Origin of the sequence: Leucothrix pacifica, assembly GCF_003172875.1 — a bacterium.
In the GTDB taxonomy this organism is placed as follows: Bacteria; Pseudomonadota; Gammaproteobacteria; order Thiotrichales; family Thiotrichaceae; genus Leucothrix; species Leucothrix pacifica.
In genome coordinates this window covers 25058-45580 of record NZ_QGKM01000014.1, presented here as the reverse complement: position 1 = coordinate 45580, position 20523 = coordinate 25058, and the positions used below count along the sequence as shown (strand labels likewise).

Below are 20523 nucleotides of genomic sequence, written 5' to 3'. Positions count from 1 at the left end.
CGGATCACCGTATCTGAAAACTTGGAGTACACTCAATGACCACCACTAATTACGATACTTTTTGTGACTCCTTATCAGAAAGGATTCCCGAAAGCCGGGTGTTTCGTGATGAGTTGCATTGCCTGACTTATGGCACTGATGCCAGTTTTTACCGCCTGATTCCTAAGGTGGTGGTGAAAGTTGTCGATGAGGCAGAGGTGGTCAATGTTCTGAGGCTGGCGCGGCAGAATAATATATCTGTCACCTTTCGTGCTGCCGGAACCAGCTTATCCGGGCAATCGGTAACGGATTCGGTGCTGGTGGTATTGGAAGGGGACAGTTGGCGTAAGTTTACCATTCACGAGGCCGGGCAGCGGATTACCTTGCAGCCGGGTATTATCGGCGCACAAGCGAATAAGTATCTCGCGCCACTAGGCCGTAAAATCGGCCCTGATCCTGCCTCTATTGCCACTGCTAAAATTGGTGGTATCGCAGCCAATAATGCCAGCGGTATGTGTTGCGGAACTGCACACAATAGTTACCGTACCTTAGCGGGAATGCGGGTTGTATTCGCTGACGGCATGGTACTGGACACACGTGATGAAAAAAGTCGTGAGTACTTTGCTCAGTCACATGGTGAGTTGTTGCAAGGGCTGTCTGAACTGGCAAAGAAAGTCCAGTCTGATAAGGCGCTAAGTGAGAAAATACGCCATAAATTTCGCCTGAAAAACACCACCGGCTATAGCCTGAATGCGTTGGTGGATTATGAGCAGCCAATTGATATTCTTGAGCATCTGATGATTGGTTCAGAGGGTACGCTGGGCTTCATCTCAGAAATTACCTATAACACGGTTCCAGATTACGCCAACAAGGCGACTGCATTAGTCTTGTTCCCAAACATTGAAGATGCTTGCAATGCTGTTGCGGCGTTGAAGTCTGAGCCGGTTGACGCGGTTGAGTTGATGGATCGTGCGGGGCTTCGGTCGGTGCAAGATAAACCGGGCATGCCGGAGCGACTTAAAACCTTGGACAATGAAGCTGCTGCATTGTTAATTGATGTACGGGGTGGGTCGGCTGATGCCTTAACTGCCCGAATCGTTGAAGTGCAGCAGTGCTTGTCAGGCCAAAACTTGTTAATGCCTGCTGAGTTCAGTACCGACCCTGCGGAGTACACACGACTTTGGAATATCCGTAAAGGATTGTTCCCGGCGGTGGGTGCGGTGCGTGAAAAAGGCACCACTGTAATTATCGAAGACGTGGCGTTCCCCATAGAGTCATTGGCACGTGGTACCCGAGAGCTGCAGGCTTTATTTGAAAAATATCATTACAACGAAGCGATTATCTTTGGTCATGCGCTGGAAGGTAATCTGCACTTTGTGTTTACACAGGATTTTAGTACGCAAGCTGAAGTCGATCGTTATGCTGGCTTTATGCATGATGTTGCTGAATTGGTGGCAGTTAAGTACGGCGGATCACTAAAAGCAGAGCACGGCACTGGCCGTAATATGGCGCCATTTGTAGAGATGGAGTGGGGGAAAGATGCGTATCAATTGATGTGGTCATTGAAGCATCTGTTTGACCCTGAGAACCTATTAAACCCTGGTGTGATTCTCAATGAAGATGCTGATATCCATCTGAAAAACCTCAAGCCAATGCCAGCGGCAAATGACTTGGTAGACCGTTGTATTGAGTGCGGATTCTGTGAGCCGATTTGCCCCTCCCGGCATCTTACACTGACACCACGACAGCGGATCGTTGCGGTGCGTGAGCAAGCGCGATTACTAGCTGATGGTCAGGATGAGGCGGCAAAAACATGGGCTAAGTCACTGGATTACGATGCGATTGATACCTGTGCGGTAGATGGTTTATGCGCGACGCGTTGTCCGGTAGAGATTAATACGGGCGAGTTGATGCGTGAATTAAGAACGGATCGCCATGGTGACTTGTCAGCAAAAATAGCCAGTGGTGTGCAAAAGAATATGGCACCGATTACTGCGGCAACGCGTATGGGCTTAAAGTCAGCGAATCTTGCTTACAAGGCACTAGGTGAGTCTGGTTTGTCTAAAGTCAGTCGTGGAATGAGTAAAGTGTCTGCCGGGCATATTCCAACATGGCATCCTTATATGCCACGTGGTGCTGATAAGGCAACGGCAGCGGTGACCGGGTCGTCGCACTCAAATTCGGTGGCCGCGAGTAATGGCAAAGTGGTCTATTTCCCCGCCTGCGTTACACGAAGCATGGGATCAAGCGTGAACGATAGCGAATCCCGGGATCTTAAAACAGTGATGGCATCTTTATTGGATAAGGCAGGGTTTGAAGCGATTATTCCTGATAAGGTCGATAAGCTGTGTTGCGGCATGCCATTTGCCAGTAAAGGTTATCCCGAGGCCGCGGAGCAATCCTCCAAACAGTTGGAAATGATGTTGTGGGAGGCCAGTGAGCAGGGTAAATATCCGGTGCTGTGCGATACCAGTCCTTGTACGTTAAGGATGATCGAGCAGTTCGAAAAACCACTGAAATTATTAGAAACCGCAGGTTTTATCGAGCAGTATTTACTGCCACATCTCAGCATTACGCCAAAGCCTGAGCCTATGGCATTACACATTACCTGCAGTGCCAGAAAAATGGGTTTGGACAACACCTTACGTCACTTAACCAAGCTGTGTGCCGAGTCAGTATTTGAGCCTGAGGAAGAAGGCTGTTGTGGTTTTGCGGGGGATAAGGGCTTTAGTGTTCCTGAGTTGAATGCGGCGTCATTATCCCGTTTAAAGCAGCAAATACCTGAAAATTGTGCCACGGGAGTGAGTAATAGCCGTACCTGTGAAATTGGTTTGTCCTTGCATTCGGGGCGACAGTATCGCTCAATTGCTTACTTAGTGGATGAGTGTTCGGTATAGAGCTAAGCGCTGACCAGATATAAGCGTTTAACGGTTGTTGTCATGAGTGCTTAAGTGCTAAATGATGTCCTGTTCAGGTGCAGACATCTCAGCGTTGATGGCGTCATAATGCATCACTTGGTTTCGTCCTGCTGCCTTAGCCTGATACAAGGACTCATCAGCAAAGTTTATACACTGGTTCAGTGATAGGTGCTTCGTGGTGGTTACCGTATACACTCCTGCACTGATGCTAACTCTGGCGGCAACTTTTGAAGACTTATGTTCCAGAGCAAGTGCCCAGATGTTCTTTCGCATTTTTTCTGCCTGACGCGTTGCAGAGTCTCCAGGTGTATTCGGAAGCACTACCATAAACTCTTCACCCCCATAACGCGCTACCAGGTCAACTTCGCAAGTAAAGCTGTTTTTAATCGCCAGCGCAACTTGTCTCAAGCATTCATCACCTTCAAGATGACCATAAGTATCGTTATACGGTTTGAAATAGTCGATATCACAAAGAATAATGCTGAGGGGGCTGTCGGCCTGACGCTCCGCCCGTTTCCACTCCAGTTGCAGCGCTTCATCGAGATGGCGACGGTTCGCCAGTCCTGTCAGGGCATCCCGGCGGTTTTGTTCTTCCAGTTGTTCGTGGGCTAGCTGTAGTTCGCTGTAAGCACGACTGAGTTCTTCTTCATGTTGTTTACGCTCTGTAATGTCTCTGACAATGCCGGTATATTGCATGCCTTGTTGAGTCACCACTTTAGAAATTGAGAGTTCCAAAGGAATGAGCTTACCGTTACGATGAAGACCGTCTGTTTCCAACTCGTTGTTAACCTGACGAATATTGAGATTACTGTCGAGTAGAAATTTAACGGCCTCAATGTGTCCGGTATGGTTGTGTTCAGGGATTAGTGATATCACATTTGCGCCAATCATCTGGTTTTGGCTATATCCAAAGATACGCTCAGCGGCCGAGTTAAAGCTGGTAATGGTGCCTTTTTCATCGGTTGAGATAATGCCCTCAACCGCATTGTCGACAACCATTCTCAGACGTGCTTCGTTATCGATTAAGGTTTTACGTTCACGATACGCAACGATCAACTGAGCCAGCGTTTGCAGCAAGACATCAAGATCATTAAAGATAGAACGATCAAAGCTGGTCTTATTATTAATCAGGCACAAGACACCGACAAACTGATAACCCGTATATAGAGGCAAGCCCAGAAAATTCTTAACAGCTTCATCACTTTCTACAGGAAAGCCAAGGCGCTCCATCTGGATATCAGGCCCATTATCGATCAACGGTTTTCCTGTAGACATGAGTTTACTCATCAAGGTGTCGGCCTGGTTGTACTGCTCATAGTTGTCATCCGCAATCTTGATGACAGTGCTCCCTGAGTAAAGGTGTAATTTATTGTCAGTGGAGAGAGGGGACAGATATGGTTGCTGCTTATCGTCCAGGATAAGTTCACCAATTAAGCCGGCTGTGCAATGCGTAAGCTTTAAAATTTTACGCTGTAATTCCAGAAAAACGTGTGTCGCTTCTTGCTCAGAGATGAATTTGCTTTGGATGAAGCGAATGGTGTCCTGGATATTTGAATAATGATTCATCTCCTGATCACGTTCATGAATTTTCAGTTGCATGGCCTCTAAAGACTGACCTAGTTTACCTACCTCGTCTTTGGTGTGTATCACAGGCTTTGATTGGTAGTCACCTCGGGCTATTCTGTCGGCAAGTTTGGCCAGTTTAACCATCGGTTTTCTAATCAATATGTCAAGAAACACAGACATCGCTAAGAAGGTTAAGAACAACACGATCATCACCGAATTTTGGATTTTAGCGATGTAGGCAACTTCCTCCTGAATTTGATGATTGATATCCAACTGTAGCTTGATGGAAGTGTAAAACTTGCCGTTGAAAATGACATCCCGGTCCAGCGATTCGAGCACCGCATCTTTGGGAATATAGCGGTCTGATAAAGGATAAATACGCACCTTATCCACATTAAAAAGCGACAGTGAGTACCAATGCTTTCGCTCAGACAACACGGTATCCAGCGTACTGTAGACATTGGCCAAGTCACTTTCCAGTAAGTCTGGCAGAAGTGCGGTGGATAGCAGGTCGACATAGGTTGACTCTTGCTCGAGTTGTTTACTTTTTGCAAGATCGATATAGCTCGGAATCATGTAGAGTGAGCTATAGGCGTAAACTGCTGCCAGCAGTAAAGCAAAAGGTAATATGAGTTTCAGGCGCAGATTCATAGCACTTATTTCACGTAGAATTCATCCAGCTTCATATCAGTCAGTAGCTGATAATCACCGATACTGCTCTCTCCGGCTGATTTAATAGGGACTTTTTTCAATAGTTTAGCACCTGTTTCTGTTGCTGCAATTTTCAAAAACGCATCGCGAACTGCTTTTTTAACGTCATCAGGGACGCGTTTATGGGCAGTGACCGGATGCGGCGGTACTTCCTGAGTTTTGTTGATAATTTTTAACTGGCTGCTAATTTGCTCTGGTTGCTGAGATAAAGTTTTTTGCACACCACCACCAGCAGAGGCCAGCCCCAATGCTACATTGAGATAAACCGAGCTATGACTGCCTACATACATTTCTTCAACATCAATCCCATGTTTTCGACTAAACTCAGCACGAGGTATCAGGGCTGCACCTAGAGCATTCGGTGCCGGGAAGGCAACTTTCTTGCCGTCTAAATCTTCAACAGTGCTAAATGCACTGTCTTTCTTGACCACGATAATCCCGTAGAGACTACGCCCTACATCACGAATAATAGGCTCATAGCCTTCGCTCTCATGCGCCACAATCGCGTGATATGGGTTCATGTAAGCGAAGTCAAACACACCTTTAGTAAAAGTGCGTTCAAACGCCGGAATATCCAATGAGCCGCTCAGTTCAAACGACAGTCCGGTTTCTTTTTCAAGTAATTCAAGAATTGGCTCCCAAGTACGACTAATTCGTTCAGATGAAAACTGGGGCACAACACCAAAGCTATAAGTTTTGGCTTTTGTAGTCTCATCGGCCTGAACGATTAAGGGGGTAATTAGTAGCGACACACATAAGAGTAAGGTTTTCCTCATGACGACACCATTTTTATTATTTTTAAGGGTACAACTCTAGGTCGTTTTAAACGGTTGGTAAACTTAATTCAGATTTTAGGTAGTCATGTGTAATGGTTGTCGGTGCCCGATAATAGACGGCAGATTAGAAGTTAGGTTATGATTGGCGGAAAAACAACAGGGCTCTTTATCATAAAATAAATACAAGGGGTTCACGCATCTGATCAATATCAGGTGTCAATTAATAAAGTGGAGAGAGAAATGGCGACGAGCGATTTTGTGCCAAAGTCCGAGCTGTTTGACCGGCTCAGGACAATCTTTAAAAATAAAGAATCCGGAATGTTGACGTTACTGACGGAAAGTAAACAATCAATTTTGATGCGCTTTTCTGATGGTGAGTTGACCAGTGCGCGTTGTAGAAGTTGGGAGCTGGAAAATACCATCGCGGCTTTACTGGAAACTGAGGTGCTTAAGTTTTCCTACATATCGAGTTCAGGCGAAGATAAACCGCCTCTGGTAGTGCCCAATGATTTTATGATGATGATTGACCCCGGTGGCCCGGGTTTAGAGGATGTTGTTGATGAGCCAGAAGGCGTTGAGGAAGAGCTCGTCGAGCCATCGGCTGAATCACAAGAGCAAACCGAAACAAGTGCTGAAGATACTGATGAAGAGGGTAAGCACGTAGATCGGGCCATTGCTGCGAAGATGAATTTCATCTAAAGAATTTATAATCCTCACTGTAAACCTTGGTCTTGTGTGTTATTTCGATGTAAAAAAAGGGCGGTAGTGTTAACACTGCCGCCCTGATCATTCTGACTTACGCCAAAACTTACTTCACTTTAAACTCACGCTTACGAGTTTTTTCAAGTGATTTCAGAATTTTATCCAAACGATCCGGCTTAACCATAAATTCCTGGAAGCCCTTCATCCCTTGTATCACTAATCCCTCAGAGCCGAATTATTTATTTTTAAGTTTATGATAAATAGAAAAAATAATAACTATAAAAACAGCTTATTAAATAAGCTTAAATTGAATATCAACTCGACATATTTCTATCTTCAGGTTTGAAATTTGCCTTGTACTTATTCCTTTAAGTAATTGATTTGGATTAAATAAATTATATCTAACTTTACAATGATCTATGTTACGGTGATAATGAAATAATAGGTTTTTTTGGGTGAATAATACACAAAGAGGAAGGCAAGGTGGTCTTTACACGGGAGGTTGTTCTCGCATTGATCTGCTCGGTGTTTTTTACAACGAGTGGCCAATTGTTGCAGAAAAAAGCCTCATTAAAGTACTCACAATTAAAAGGCGATAGCATCTTTCAACATTTGCTCAGTGTTGAAGTGGTGACTAGTACTCTTTTTTTGGGAGTCGGACTTATCTTCTGGATGCTGGTGTTGTCCAGAGTAGAATTAAGTGTTGCTTACCCTCTGCTCAGTATTAATTATGTTGTGATTCTACTTGGTGCCAGATATTTGTTTGGAGAAGCCATCCCGATAAGGCGTTGGATTGGTGTAGTGTTCATATTAGCGGGCATCAGCGTATTAATAAGAGGTGGGTTGTGAAGCAGGCACAGCTTAACCCGATCTCAGCCCGCACGTGGCTCATATTGCTACTAGCTATTATCCTTACGGCTATCGGCCAGATTTTTATGAAACTCAGCGCTGTACAGTTATCGGCCTGGGGTGAGTTAGTTCAAAGTATTTACGCATGGCAATTGTCGAGCGAAGATATTAGGGGATTATTAGACTTCTCTGTTGGTATTACCTGTTACTTCCTGTCTATGTTGCTTTGGATTTATGTGCTTTCATTTCTGAAGTTGAGCAGAGCATACCCGTTGCTTAGTTTGGCTTATGTCTTTGTGTATCTTGGAGCTGTTTTCTGGCCAGGCCTGAATGAAGACTTTAGTATGCAAAAGAATCTGGGCATTTTAATCATCATTGTGGGGGTTATTATTGTGAGTATGCCCTCAAAGCCGAGCTCTGAGGCTATAAGAGAAGCTCATTGATACATCAGTAACTATATAAAATAATTATGATCACTTGTGTCAGTTGCCTTTTTTTCTTATGCTTGATTAGGTAAGTTATACCAAATCTTATAATCGCACTTTCTTATTCAACGCTACATCGTTCCGGGCAATCCTAGCTAATGTTTCAATTACCCCCTCTAAATTCTCTGCGTGTGCTTGAGTCTGCGGCCAGAAATCTGAGTTTCAGCAAGGCTGCTGATGAACTTTTTGTGACGAAAGCGGCAGTCAGTCATCAAATCAAAGCACTGGAAGAATATCTGGGGTTTCAGTTATTTGAGCGTAAGAATCGTTCTATCGAGCTGACAGAAGCGGCTGAGCTGGCATTGCCAAAACTACGTGAAGGGTTTAACAACCTTGCCGAGGCTGTCAAGCTAATGCAGCAACACACTCAACATGACAGTGTGAACGTGTGTATGGCCCCCTCATTCGCAGCGAAGTGGCTGGTTCCAAAGCTTCACAAGTTCTCCGGTACACACCCGGACATTGATATGAAAATTATCGGTGATGATACGTTGATTAGTAATCGTGTTGACTCTGGTAATTTGGACGAATGGTTTCGGGGTGATGACATTGATGTTGTTATTCGTTTTGGTTCTGGTGACTACCCGGGGTTTGTCGTAGATAAGTTGTTTGACGTGTCAGCGGTGCCGCTTTGTAGTCCAAATTTACTGACCAGAAAAGAGAATCCTCTAAAGACCCCTGATGATCTGCGCCATTACACTCTTTTGCATGATGATACGGGCTATACCGGTCGCCCGAGTTGGAAAAAGTGGTTAGAGATGGCTGGTGTCAAAGGTATCGACGCCAAACGTGGCCTGCACTTTAATCATGTATCGCTGGTATTGGGCGGTGCCATTGATGAACAGGGTATTGGATTGAGTATGGAGCCTCTGGCTCAATATGATATTGATGCAGGCCGTCTATGCATACCGTTTGATTTGAAGATGCCGCTGGAGTCTGCCTACTACATCATCCGGCGCGAAAGAGATGTAAAGAATGAATCCGTGGAAGCATTTGTCTCATGGATATTGGCAGAAGCTAACAGTTCTGATACCGACGGTGAATCATGACATCAGTGATCACGGTATTGACTAAGCGATTTCCCCATCATGGTAAATCGCTGATTGTTAGAGTGACTGGAGGCGTTGACTATAACATCACTCTGTTGTGAGTTTAGATTAAATAATCCAGTGCCAGGCCAATAAACACCACCATGCCAAACCAGTTATTATTTAGGAATGCCTGAAAGCAACGCTTTTCATCACGATCCTGAATCAGAAACTGCTGGTAGACAAAGAAAACTGAAGCAATGATTACACCAATATAGTAAAAACTACCCAAATCATTAAGTGCACCAATTAGGGCTAACAGAATGATCACCGATAGCTGCATCAAGCCGACCGCTAGTTTGTCATAGTCGCCAAACAGTATCGCGGTCGACTTCAAGCCCAGTTGTATATCTTCCTCTCTGTCAGCCATTCCATACATCGTGTCATAGGCTGTTGTCCAAATGATGGTTGTCAGGAAAACTAACCAGATGCTCAAGTCGGGTAAAGAATTATTAATCGCGCTATAAGCCATTGGTATCGCCCAGGCGAAGGCGACACCGAGGTGAACCTGAGGCAACATATGCACTCGTTTCATGAAGGGATAGCTTGCTGCCAGCAGGATTGCTACCACAGAGAGTTTGATGGTGAGTGCATTGAGTTGTAGTGCCAACAACAGTGCGACAATAGAGAGCACGATAAAAACGCCGAGGGCTTCTTTAGCACTGATGACACCGGTGGCCAGAGGGCGGTTTTCAGTACGCTCCACATGGGCATCGATATCGCGGTCAGCAAAGTCATTGATGGCACAACCGGCTGACCGCATCACAAACACACCTGCCACAAAGATTAGTAATATTTTAACATCTGGAATGCCATCAGCTGCGATCCAAAGCGCCCACAGCGTGGGCCATAGCAACAGGTAGCTGCCGATAGGGCGATCGAAGCGAATCAATTTGAGGTAATGGGGAAACTGCTGCCGAAGATTAATCATGTCGCTCGTCTGCTCTGTGAAGATTGAATCGAGGGGAGAGTATATCCATGCGGACATGTGGATGCGAGTATGCGATTATTCGTAATTAATTTTTGTATGTAGTTTGAGGTTAGTGATGCAGCAGCAGTTGGAATCGATTAGTGACTTTTTGGTCATGAGTGGCTTTCAGTACCGTATTTTTGATATGGGGCGAAAGATTCAGCGCATCTCGAATCAAACCTTTGCAGGGATAGAGGCCCAACAAACTCAATATCCTTATCCTTTTCAACAAAAAGCGTGGCTGGCATTTTTGTTTTGGGATGAGAAGAAAAAACAAGAGCCGGTAATATGGTTTCTCAGTTTTCCTATTGATGAGATGGGGCTTCTGAAGCTGGAGTCTCGCGATGCCTTTGTCAGAGATCTGCTGGAAAATATTGGTGAGAATATGCAGGCGCATCTGCAAGGTGGAGCAGGGCAGGACAGTCTTAAAGAAAGTCCATTCTCGTTCAAGCCCAGAGAAGACCGCTTAGCCATATTTCACGCGCTTGCGACAGTTGAGTTAAACCAAGCGCCTTCTCAACACTATGAGCACACACAGCAGTACTTAAGAGGTGAGGTGGGCTTTGATCAGTGGCAGTTTTTGGGCATACAGGGTGTGGCGGATGTTATTGCCCGCTTGAAACAAGATAATAATGCCGATAGTTTGGCAGAGGCACTGCCAGAGCTCCCGGATGCGCCCCTTGATATTTTTATGCAGTGTTTAGAGCACCGACGTTTTTCCGGACGACTCAGTGCAGCTGTATCCAAACGGCTTGAGCAGGAGATGGAGCGAGAGGAAGTGCGGGCACCATTACTTGCATCACTGATTCGGGCACTTTCCAGTAGTGATGCTCAGGTTGAGCGAGTTCGTTTGCTAAGTGAACTACTAAGAACAGAATTGGCTCACAATATTGATGTCCTCGCCGCTATCTCAGGACGTTGTTGGGCAGACTTTAATGATGAGGCTTTTTTGCATCAGTTTCTGGAAGCAGCCTCCTCTCAAGAACAAAATATATTCAATATTTTATTAGTTGATTTAATGACGCTGCCTGAAATGCGTAGCAAAGTCTTAATGGGGTTGAGAAATCCGGAGCGTTCAACCGCACTCAGTAAGCGAATTGGTGGGTTTATGGGGGGTGTTATTAGTTAACGACGAACAAAAGTGTCACCAACAATGGCGTGTTTTGCTATTGGTTAAGCATTCATATTATTGCAATTTGGTAATATACGATCAAAAGGTTTAGTATGGCGAAATGATCGGCAAGTCATGCGTGCGGATGCAGGGCTTATAAGTACAAAGGCTATACAAAAAAATAATAGATGAACTGAGGAGTATTATCTTATGAAAAACTATCGGTACAGCATTCTGGCTGTGTCAGTTTCACTGTGGTGTCTTTCCGGAACTGCTCAGGCAGGTGGGTTTGGTATAACTGTTCAAAGCGCATCAGGTGGTGGTAATGCCGCTACTGGTCATGCAATGGCAGAAGATGCCTCTGCAATGTGGTACAACCCAGCGTTGTTATCTGCTGTTGAAGGGACTCAGTTAAATGGTGGTGTTTCAGTCATCAGTGCGGACCTTCAGGTGACAAATACTGGCTCTAAAGACCCTGTTGGTGGAGTGATTGGTACACTAGGGGAAGTCGCAAAACCTGGTGGTGCATCTGCCACGCCGAGTTTATTCTATAAGCGTGATATTGGTGCGAATAAGGCATTTGGATTAGGGGTTAACATTCCATTCGGTGTGTCCACCGAGTACGAGAAGGATGAATTTGCACGCTATGAAGCAACGGAGTCTTCACTTTCAACCATCAATATTAATCCGGCAATGTCATGGAAGATTAATGACAAATTAGCACTGGGCGCAGGATTGAATTTCCAATATGGTCAGGCAGTACTTGCTAAGTCGATAGATACTTACCTGGGCTGCAGTAGTATTTATACTGCTGGTATAACCAGACAACTTGTTGCAGCGGGTGTTGCGCCTGCACAAGCAGCTCAGCAGGCTACAGTTCAGGCGTTATCACTCTGTAATGGTGCAGCAGGAGCAGCGTATCATAATGAGAATAGTGACAATTCAGTCAGTGTAGAAGCGTCTGGTTTTGCATTTGGTGGAAACGTTGGTGCATCTTACACCCCAACTCCTAACACTAGAATTTCCGTTGGATACCGCTCTGCGGTTAAGTATGAAATGGAAGGGGATGCAGATTTTGATACGTCGAAAGGCCTGGATAATATCTTTGATGAGGCCACGCTTAGTAGTGCCGGATTGAGTGATCAGGATGCAACAGCTGATCTTGAATTACCAGCATCTGCCTCACTAGCATTTGCCACCAAAGTCACCAATAAACTCACTCTTCATGGTGATGTTACCTGGACACAGTGGTCTTCGGTTCCTGAAATTCGCATTGTTTTTCCTGACACAGCGGCGAGCGACTCTGTTACGTCACTTGAGTGGGAAGACACAGTACGTGTAGGTGCTGGTCTGACGTATCAAATGAATCCAAAAACTAAGTTGAGGATGGGTATAGCAAAGGATCCAACGCCAACACCAGATGCTCAACATCGCACACCACGTGCGCCTCGCTCTGATTCAATGTGGTTCTCTGTCGGTGTTTCTCATCAGGTCAACAAAAAGCTAGGTATCGATGCTAGTTTGGCTTATGTGCAGCCTGAAGATACGAATGTTGATTACACAGCGCCTGATCCGGATACGGGTGAGCCAACGGGTTACTACACCAGTGCGGATGTAGAGGCTGATGCGATTTCTGCGGCACTATCAATTAACTATCGTTTCAAGTAAGTCATTCTCACAGAAACCATTGAATATAGAATGATGTTTTTCATTGGTTTCTGCTTGTAAATTTTTCAGGCATTCGTCAGCGTGTGCCCGATCATAACATTCAAAAGAATACTCAGGGTAACGACAAGTTCTGAGGTTTAGGAGATGGAAATGAAATTTAAAAAGTGGTTATTACCAATATGTATTGCCTCTGTTTTAGCAGTTGGTTGTAGTTCAGGGAGCTCTGATAATGACTCTGACCGTGAAGAGGAAGTTACATCACCAGATACAAGCACAGCAGGTCCGATTTTTGATCCGGCCAATGGATTAATCCCGACAACAAATGATCTTCTGTTTGCAGGGTCAGTTGATGGAACATTGAATATTCCCAATGCAGATGAAAATCCTGTCATTGCAGCGGTTAATAAACTGGACGGGTTCTCAACATCAGCGCCAATGGTTGCCAATTTTGGGACACCTATTGATCCTACGAGTTTGGTGGTTGGTGATAGTGTTCGGGTATTTGAGGTAACCAAAGATGCTAATGGTTTGGTCACTGCTGTCAATAGTGAATTAGGCGCTAGTCAGATTGCTGTAACCACGAGTGGTGACGATAACGATTCATTGTTGTTAATCCCACTTCAGCCTCTTAAGGCAAGCACCAGCTATATGGTTGTCTTAACGAGTGGAATTGATGTGCTGGCGGGTGAGTCTGGAGAAGCCGTAGCGGCGGTACCATCGACTATCTACAATCTTACAAAGGTATTAGCGGATTATCCAAGTGGTTCTCCACTAGCTGCATTGAATGCTTTGCGTCCATTTACAGTTGCCATGGAGTCAGCTGCTGTGGCGCAAGATGCGAGCCTTAGCAGTAGTGATATCGTACTGAGTTGGTCATTCACTACACAGTCAATCTCCCAAACACTCGATACCCTGGCAGCCGATGTTGAGGCTGGATCGATGGGTGAGGTAAATACTGCAGGTATATCGCCGCTTGGTGCCGCGGTCATATCAACGAGTACCTTGGATATTCCTTACTACCTTGAAAAGCCTTCGGAAGCTAATCCTGTAGCTGCAGTAACAGGTTACTGGAAAGGGGCGGACGGTAGTGATTTGACGCGATTTAACCCTAGTCCGGTTGTCAATGAAACGCTGACTATTCCGGTTTTAATCTCCACACCTAATCCTTTAACCGGGCAAGTCATGCCAGCAACTGGATGGCCCGTGGTTATGTTTCAGCACGGTATAACACGAAACCGTACCGATATGCTTGCTGTCGCAGACTCGCTTGCACAAGCAGGCTTTGCGGTAGTGTCTATTGACCTGCCACTGCATGGAGTAACAGATCAATCTGATGCACAAGTTTTACCGTTTAAGACAGAAAACGAGTTCACGTTTGGTATTGACTATTTGACTGAGGATGCTGATGGTAATGTTACTGCTAATACTCCAGATGGTGTTGAAGATAGTTCAGGAAGCAGCTTTCTTAACTTAGCAAGCTTATTGACATCCAGAGACAACATTCGCCAAGGTGCTCTTAACCTGCTGGTACTCAGAAAGACTTTGGAAACTTCACCAAGCTTCAGTGGTGTCACATTAGATGGGAGTCAGATTGGCTTTGTTGGACATTCCTTGGGTGGAATTGTCGGTACTGTTTACCTCGGGGTTGAAGACAGTGTGACGACATCATCACTAGTCACCACTGGTGGTGGAATACCTCGATTACTGGATGGCTCAGAGGTATTTGGTGACACAATTCGTGCTGGTTTAGCGGCTCAGGGTGTTGTAGGTGACGCTTATCAAAGTTATTTGACCGGAGCTCAGTGGGTGCTGGATTCAGCGGATCCGATTAATTACGCGATGGATGCTGCAGGCACTCATTCTATCCACATGATTGAGGTGATTGGTGACAGTGTCATCCCTAATGCAGTGGCAACAGGTCCACTATCAGGAACGGAGCCATTAGCTGCGTTGATGGGGTTAGAGAGCATTACGAGTACGCAAAGTAGTGCCTCAGGTGTGAATGGTATTGTGCGCTTTAGCGAAGGAAACCATGGCTCTGTTTTGGATCCAGCTGAAAGTACAGATGCAACAGTAGAAATGCAAACTGAGATTAGTGCTTATCAGGCAAGTTTTGGTCAGGCGATTGTCATTACCAATCCGTCGGTGATTCAAGGTGCTGGTCCGGGAGACGGCGCAGGATTATAAGGTCGATTTGTAATTTAAATCAGCTTCGACCAATAACGGGACTTGCAGAAATGCAGTCCCGTTTTTCATTTCAAATTTCCCTCAACTGACATTTCCGTTTATTATCCCCGCTTTTGTAGCATTCAGTGAACAGAGCTATGACTGACACAAGCCATCATCGTCCACTTCGCAGTTTCGTCCTACGTCAGGGGCGACTCACCACAGGACAAAAACTCGCATTAGAAACTCAATGGCCAAAGTTTGGTATCGAATTCTCAGGTAAACCGCTGGACTTTGCAGCTGAGTTTGGGCGTACAGCACCAATTACCTTAGAGATTGGCTTTGGTAATGGTGATTCGTTGGCGAAAATGGCCGCAGCATCCCCAGAGCGTGATTTTTTTGGGATAGAAGTCCACAGGCCAGGTGTAGGACACTTATTGCATCTGGTAGGCGATGGTGAACTGACTAATGTGCGAGTCATGCACCATGATGCGGTTGAAATAATTAATCAGATGATTCCGGATGGGACGTTGGATCGCGTGCAAATCTATTTCCCTGACCCCTGGCATAAAGCACGACACAACAAACGCCGAATTGTTAAGCCTGAATTCGTTGCGTTGCTGGCGACAAAATTACAAAAAGGCGGCATACTTCATCTCGCGACAGACTGGGAAGATTATGCGATTCAGATGTTGGAGGTGATGACGGCGGCACCTGATTATAAAAATATGGCAGAGAAGGGTGGATATGCTGAGCGCCCTGATTATCGCCCATTGACGAAATTCGAGAACCGTGGAATCAAGTTGGGTCATGGTGTTTGGGATTTATTATTCGAGCGCGTTTAAGTGCTCGACATTATCACGATCGTTTTGCCCGTGTTTTTGGTTGTCGGCACGGGTTACCTAACGGCTTATTTTAAATACTTCACCGCTGAACAAGCATCGGCATTGATGCGCTTTGCAACACAGCTTGCGATTCCCTGCTTATTGTTTCTCGCCGTCGCTAATTTAGATCTGGCGAAAGAGTTTAACCCCAGTGTGTTATTACCGTTTTATATCGGCGCATTGAGTAGTTTCGTTATCGTCTGGCTGGGCGCTGGTTTGGTCTTCAAACACAATCCGGGAGTACGGGTTGCTATTGGTTTTGCGGGACTTTTCTCGAACCTTGTATTGATCGGTCTGGCCATTGTTGAGCTTGCCTATGGTGCGGATGCATTGAAAGTTGCCTTTGCAATCGTGGCGATTCATGCCCCTTTTTGTTATGTATTGGGCATCACTGCGATGGAGTTTTCCCGGGCAGACGGTTTGGGCTTTGCTGCAACCATGAGGGTAGTGTTTAAGCAGGTGTTCTCCAATACACTGATGCTTGGCATCTTGCTTGGATTTATCGTCAATTTAGCCCATATAACCATTCCGGCCCCGATGCTCTCTGCCTTGGAGTTATTTGCTCGTTCCGCATTGCCGGTGGCTCTGTTTGGCTTAGGGGCGATGTTGGTGAGTTATCGTTTGCGCTCCGGATTAGGCGAGGTAGGATTGATCAGTATCAGTATGCTGATTATTCATCCTCTGATTGCTTATCTGCTTGGGCGTTACGCTTTTGACCTTGCTCCGGAAGTTCTGAAGCCAGTGGTATTAATGGCAGCTATGCCACCGGGTATGAATGTCTATATTTTTGCAACCATGTATGATCGTGCAACTGGAATAGCGGCCTCATCAGTATTGTTATCAACGGTTCTGTCGGTCGTCACCATTTCAGTTTGGTTAATTATTTTAGCTTAGTTATCATTTTCAATCGGCCTTATATAGCCTGCTACAAATCTGTCAGGCAATAAAAAACCGGTGCAATTAAGCCACCGGTTTTTTATGAAGGGTTATGGACAAAGGTCTTGACCCCTAACTGTATTGGCTCGTTAAGACGCTATGTCAGATCAACTAGGTGCCAGTCCTCTTAACCGCTCTGAACGTCGCCGTAACAGTTCTAGCGCGGTCAATAAGGCAATCGACATCACAACTAACAATGTCGCCACCGCCAGAATAGTCGGTGAAATCTGCTCACGAATACCGGAGAACATTTGTCTTGGAATGGTTCGCTGATCCACGTCCGCAAGGAAGATAACAGCCACCACCTCATCCAGAGAGGTAATAAAGGCAAACAATGCGCCTGAGATCATGCCCGGCAGAATCAGCGGCATAATGACTTTAAAGAATGTTGTAGTACCACTGGCGCCCAAACCTTGTGATGCGCGAATCAATGAGCGGTCAAAGCCAGACAAGGTCGCTGTCACGGTAATAATTACAAATGGCACACCAAGAGTTGCGTGCGCTAGAATAATTCCCAGATAGGTCTTAGATAATCCATCCGGATAGAATGGAAATAAATTCTTCTGCGAATAGAAGAAGAACATGCCAGTCGCTGTGATTACCAGCGGCACAATCATAGGTGAGATCAGCAAGCTTGTAATCGCAGAACGATAAGGCATCTCAGGGCGAGATAAGCCCAGTGCTGCCAAGGTTCCAAATGCTGTTGCCAATATTGTTGAAACTAATGCGATAAAGAAAGAGTTTCTGGCAGCGCGCACCCACGTTGAGTTATTCCACATGTCTGACCACCAGTTTTCGGTGCCAGTGGGGTCTAACATACCGAACTGAACAATATCCTTATACCAGCGTAGAGAGTAGGCAGATGGGTCTAGCGACAGCATGCCTTCAGTAAAGGTGAAATAAGGCTCAGCATTAAACGATAGCGGAATAATGACAAGAATCGGTGTAATCAGAAAAATAAAGATCATCGTACAGATGGTGAGAAATATGTACTTACCGATTTTCTCCCCTGTTGTGGTATACGCAGGCATCTCGTGCATAAAAAACAGTGGAATACCAAACACCAGAATAAACGCTAACGCAACTGCTGGTGAGAAGGTCAATAGGAACACAATCGCAGTGGCAACATATAGTGCGATCGTGCCGGGGCGTGTGATAAATGGTTTTTGTGTTGTCATAATTCCCCCTTACCCGAACTTCAGATTGTCGACGCCGACAAGCTTGTTATAAATCCAATAGAACACCATGACGACCACCAGAAGTATAGTTCCTAGGGCGGCGCCAAGACTCCAGTTAAGTGTCTTCTTAATGTGATCAGCGATTAGGTTCGATATCAGCAGACCATCGTTACCACCAACTAAGGCCGGAGTGATGTAGTAACCGATAGCCAGAATGAATACCAGTAATGTTCCTGCGGCAATCCCTGGAATAGTCTGTGGGAAATAAACGCGACGGAATGAATAGAACGTTGATGCCCCCATTGATTTTGCTGCTCTCATGTAGGAGGGTGGAATAGTCTTCATAACCGAAAACAGCGGTAGAATCATAAATGGCAATAAGATGTGTACCATAGAAATGATGGTACCGGTCTGGTTATAGATCATCTGTATACGACCATCGTCATCAATGGCTCCCAGGAATACCAGAGCATCATTGATTATTCCCTCAGTTTGCAGCATGGCTATCCAGGCGGTGGTTCGCACCAAGAGTGATGTCCAGAAGGGCAGTAATACCAGAATCATTAACAGATTCGAGGTGCGCAGTGGTAGCGTTGAGAGCAGATAAGAAACCGGGTAGGCCAAAATAAAACATAACACGGTGATCACTGCCGATAGCCAGAGGGTTTTCAGCAGGATAGGAATATAGATTTGATAAAGATCGTCGGCCTGAACGATTTTGCCGGTCTCGTCATACTTCATATCGGTAGCAGCGAGATAAAAGGCGAGTGTGTAGTCTTTGGATACCCGTTGCAGCGTTAGCCAGATAGCGGGGTTTTCCCATTTTTTATTGATCTTGATGAGCGCATCAAGGTACGGGCCTTCGGTAATTTTAGCGGCTTTGCGGGCAGTTGAAGTAATCAGACTTCGGGAGCCGGGCATTTCGTAGTTTACACGAGTTGCCAGATTACCGACGGTTTTACCGATTTCGCGGTTCTTGCGTGCCACAGCAAGATCTTTAACAAATGACTCAACGTACTTGTCGTCCGGTAAACCTTGTCCATCCCACTCCTGAATGAATTCTGCGAATTGAGGAACAACATTAGAACCTGCCGGGTTGTGTACCGAACGATAGAGCATTTGGCCTATCGGGAGTACAAACGTGATGACGACAAATAGTACTAATGGAAGTGTCAGTAAAAATGCTTTCCACTTTAATTGACGGGTAGTCTGCGCTAGTTTGGCTTTAAGAGGCGTTCCATCGGCAGTCAGAATAGGTGTGGTGGGATCTGGCATGAAGAATCTCTATGGTTGTGAGTGCTCAACGCTTTTGTGGAAAGCTCGCACGGTGATGACTCACCGTACGAGGTGTGACGTCTTAAATAAAACTTACTTCGCTAACCAAGCGTTGAAACGCTCGTTAAGCTGGTCAGCATTGTCTGCCCAGAACTCAAAGTTGTTCTGTACAGCGTTAGTAAGATTCTCAGGGTTAGTTGGCATTTGCGGCGCCATATCAATCTTCTCATTCGTAGCATAGTTACCTACTAATGGTGCAGAAGATTTACGAGCAGGGCCGTAAGAGATCCAGGAAGCTTGTGCTGCCAGTGGCTCAGTACCTGTTGAGAAGCCTAAGAAGTCCATTGCAAGCTCTTTATTCTTAGTGCCTTTAGGGATAACCCAAAGGTCTAAATCCCAAACCTGACCGTCCCAAACGATTTCGAACGGCTTGTCTTCACCAGCAACAGCGTTAAAGATACGACCATTGTATGCAGTTGTCATTGCAACTTCACCATCAGCCAATAGCTGTGGTGGTTGCGCTCCAGCTTCCCACCAAACAACATCATCTTTGATGGTGTCTAGCTTTTTAAAGGCACGGTCAATTCCTTCTTCAGTTTCCATGACGCTGTAAACGTCTTTTGCAGCTACGCCATCAGCCATCAGAGCAAACTCAAGGTTTACTTTAGCGCCTTTGCGAAGACCACGCTTACCAGGGAATTTCTTTGTATCAAAGAAGTCTGCCATTGTCTTAGGGCCTTCTGGCATCTTTGACTTGTCATAAGCAAAGATAGTTGACCAAACGATGTTTGCTACCGCGCAGTCATAAAGTGTTCCTTCGATGAAGTCTTCAGTCGCAGGAGTACCGTCCTTTGCAGGAGGAAGCTTCGAGTGATCGATTGTCTCAAGCAGACCTTCGTCACAAGCACGAATAGCGTCAGATAGTTCAACGTCAACGATGTCCCAGCTCACGTTACCGGCTTCAACCATTGCTTTGATTTCAGCGATACCGCCATTGTAGTCTTCTGATTTGATCTTGTTTCCAGTCTTAGCAATCCAGGGTTTGTGGTATGCCTCAACCTGAGACTTAGTGTAAGCACCACCCCATGATACGACGGTGATTTCGCCGCCAGCAGCGCTTGCTGAACCAGCAAAGCCCATGCCCAGGCTTAATGCCATGCTAGAGATAAGTAATTTTAACTTCATTTTATTCTCCTCAGAATACAGCCCGATTGGTCTCGGGCACTAGTAAAAACAACCGAAGCGTGAGTCTCGGTAGTTA

General features: G+C 45.6%; 15 protein-coding genes. 9 read left to right on the top strand and 6 right to left on the bottom strand.

The features are described from left to right. The first annotated feature begins 35 nt into the window (after window positions 1–35). A complete protein-coding gene (locus DKW60_RS07435; RefSeq protein WP_109837030.1) occupies window positions 36–2876 on the top strand; it encodes an FAD-binding and (Fe-S)-binding domain-containing protein in 2841 nt (946 codons plus the stop codon). Between the two features lie 57 nt (window positions 2877–2933). On the opposite strand, the gene DKW60_RS07430 is transcribed toward DKW60_RS07435, so the two are convergent. Together DKW60_RS07430 and DKW60_RS07425 are read right to left on the bottom strand one after the other, a co-directional pair. After that, window positions 2934–5114 carry a diguanylate cyclase domain-containing protein gene (locus tag DKW60_RS07430; protein WP_109837029.1) on the bottom strand — a complete coding sequence of 727 codons (2181 nt, stop codon included), beginning with the start codon at window positions 5112–5114 and terminating at the stop codon, window positions 2934–2936. A 5-nt stretch (window positions 5115–5119) separates the two neighbouring features. Next, window positions 5120–5950, bottom strand: coding sequence for a phosphate/phosphite/phosphonate ABC transporter substrate-binding protein (locus DKW60_RS07425; RefSeq protein WP_109837028.1), 831 nt, complete (start codon window positions 5948–5950; stop codon window positions 5120–5122). Between the two features lie 240 nt (window positions 5951–6190). On the opposite strand from DKW60_RS07425, the gene DKW60_RS07420 reads away from it, so the two are divergent. The 3 genes from DKW60_RS07420 to gcvA all read left to right on the top strand — a co-directional run bounded on the left by DKW60_RS07420 (window position 6191) and on the right by gcvA (window position 9035). Next, window positions 6191–6649 carry a hypothetical protein gene (locus DKW60_RS07420; RefSeq protein ID WP_109837027.1) on the top strand — a complete coding sequence of 153 codons (459 nt, stop codon included), beginning with the start codon at window positions 6191–6193 and terminating at the stop codon, window positions 6647–6649. An 848-nt stretch (window positions 6650–7497) separates the two neighbouring features. Then, window positions 7498–7944 carry a DMT family transporter gene (locus DKW60_RS07410; RefSeq protein WP_109837025.1) on the top strand — a complete coding sequence of 149 codons (447 nt, stop codon included), beginning with the start codon at window positions 7498–7500 and terminating at the stop codon, window positions 7942–7944. Between the two features lie 140 nt (window positions 7945–8084). Beyond that, window positions 8085–9035 carry a transcriptional regulator GcvA gene (gcvA, locus tag DKW60_RS07405; RefSeq protein ID WP_109837024.1) on the top strand — a complete coding sequence of 317 codons (951 nt, stop codon included), beginning with the start codon at window positions 8085–8087 and terminating at the stop codon, window positions 9033–9035. A 103-nt stretch (window positions 9036–9138) separates the two neighbouring features. Here gcvA and ubiA read toward each other — a convergent pair whose 3' ends face one another. After that, window positions 9139–10005, bottom strand: coding sequence for a 4-hydroxybenzoate octaprenyltransferase (gene ubiA / locus DKW60_RS07400; protein WP_109837023.1), 867 nt, complete (start codon window positions 10003–10005; stop codon window positions 9139–9141). Between the two features lie 115 nt (window positions 10006–10120). Between ubiA and DKW60_RS07395 the strand changes: the two genes are divergently transcribed. The 5 genes from DKW60_RS07395 (at window position 10121) to DKW60_RS07375 (ending at window position 16767) form a co-directional block, all read left to right on the top strand. Further along, window positions 10121–11173: a DUF3549 family protein gene (locus DKW60_RS07395; RefSeq protein WP_109837022.1), complete on the top strand. Its 1053-nt coding sequence runs from the start codon at window positions 10121–10123 to the stop codon at window positions 11171–11173. Between the two features lie 192 nt (window positions 11174–11365). Next, on the top strand, window positions 11366–12823 hold the full coding sequence (locus tag DKW60_RS07390) for an OmpP1/FadL family transporter (protein WP_109837021.1): 1458 nt from the start codon (window positions 11366–11368) through the stop codon (window positions 12821–12823). A gap of 150 nt (window positions 12824–12973) precedes the next feature. Continuing rightward, the gene (locus DKW60_RS07385) at window positions 12974–15010 is read left to right on the top strand and encodes a lipase (RefSeq protein WP_109837020.1); all 2037 of its coding nucleotides are present in this window, start codon (window positions 12974–12976) and stop codon (window positions 15008–15010) included. Between the two features lie 137 nt (window positions 15011–15147). After that, window positions 15148–15834 carry a tRNA (guanosine(46)-N7)-methyltransferase TrmB gene (gene trmB, locus DKW60_RS07380; RefSeq protein ID WP_109837019.1) on the top strand — a complete coding sequence of 229 codons (687 nt, stop codon included), beginning with the start codon at window positions 15148–15150 and terminating at the stop codon, window positions 15832–15834. Next, the gene (locus DKW60_RS07375) at window positions 15835–16767 is read left to right on the top strand and encodes an AEC family transporter (RefSeq protein ID WP_109837018.1); all 933 of its coding nucleotides are present in this window, start codon (window positions 15835–15837) and stop codon (window positions 16765–16767) included. A 149-nt stretch (window positions 16768–16916) separates the two neighbouring features. Here the strand turns inward: DKW60_RS07375 and DKW60_RS07370 are convergent, their stop codons facing one another. The 3 genes from DKW60_RS07370 to DKW60_RS07360 all read right to left on the bottom strand — a co-directional run bounded on the left by DKW60_RS07370 (window position 16917) and on the right by DKW60_RS07360 (window position 20447). Beyond that, on the bottom strand, window positions 16917–17987 hold the full coding sequence (locus DKW60_RS07370) for an ABC transporter permease (RefSeq protein WP_109837017.1): 1071 nt from the start codon (window positions 17985–17987) through the stop codon (window positions 16917–16919). A 9-nt stretch (window positions 17988–17996) separates the two neighbouring features. Then, window positions 17997–19262, bottom strand: coding sequence for an ABC transporter permease (locus DKW60_RS07365; protein ID WP_109837016.1), 1266 nt, complete (start codon window positions 19260–19262; stop codon window positions 17997–17999). A 93-nt stretch (window positions 19263–19355) separates the two neighbouring features. Further along, a complete protein-coding gene (locus DKW60_RS07360) occupies window positions 19356–20447 on the bottom strand; it encodes an ABC transporter substrate-binding protein (protein ID WP_109837015.1) in 1092 nt (363 codons plus the stop codon). Window positions 20448–20523 lie beyond the last annotated feature (76 nt).

Bases quoted from the DNA above. Each gene is read 5' to 3' on its own strand.
- DKW60_RS07435 (WP_109837030.1), top strand. From the start codon at position 36: ATGACCACCACTAATTACGATACTTTTTGTGACTCCTTATCAGAAAGG.
- DKW60_RS07430 (WP_109837029.1), bottom strand. From the start codon at position 5,114: ATGAATCTGCGCCTGAAACTCATATTACCTTTTGCTTTACTGCTGGCA.
- DKW60_RS07425 (WP_109837028.1), bottom strand. From the start codon at position 5,950: ATGAGGAAAACCTTACTCTTATGTGTGTCGCTACTAATTACCCCCTTA.
- DKW60_RS07420 (WP_109837027.1), top strand. From the start codon at position 6,191: ATGGCGACGAGCGATTTTGTGCCAAAGTCCGAGCTGTTTGACCGGCTC.
- gcvA (WP_109837024.1), top strand. From the start codon at position 8,085: ATGTTTCAATTACCCCCTCTAAATTCTCTGCGTGTGCTTGAGTCTGCG.
- ubiA (WP_109837023.1), bottom strand. From the start codon at position 10,005: ATGATTAATCTTCGGCAGCAGTTTCCCCATTACCTCAAATTGATTCGC.
- DKW60_RS07395 (WP_109837022.1), top strand. From the start codon at position 10,121: ATGCAGCAGCAGTTGGAATCGATTAGTGACTTTTTGGTCATGAGTGGC.
- DKW60_RS07390 (WP_109837021.1), top strand. From the start codon at position 11,366: ATGAAAAACTATCGGTACAGCATTCTGGCTGTGTCAGTTTCACTGTGG.
- DKW60_RS07385 (WP_109837020.1), top strand. From the start codon at position 12,974: ATGAAATTTAAAAAGTGGTTATTACCAATATGTATTGCCTCTGTTTTA.
- trmB (WP_109837019.1), top strand. From the start codon at position 15,148: ATGACTGACACAAGCCATCATCGTCCACTTCGCAGTTTCGTCCTACGT.
- DKW60_RS07370 (WP_109837017.1), bottom strand. From the start codon at position 17,987: ATGACAACACAAAAACCATTTATCACACGCCCCGGCACGATCGCACTA.
- DKW60_RS07365 (WP_109837016.1), bottom strand. From the start codon at position 19,262: ATGCCAGATCCCACCACACCTATTCTGACTGCCGATGGAACGCCTCTT.
- DKW60_RS07360 (WP_109837015.1), bottom strand. From the start codon at position 20,447: ATGAAGTTAAAATTACTTATCTCTAGCATGGCATTAAGCCTGGGCATG.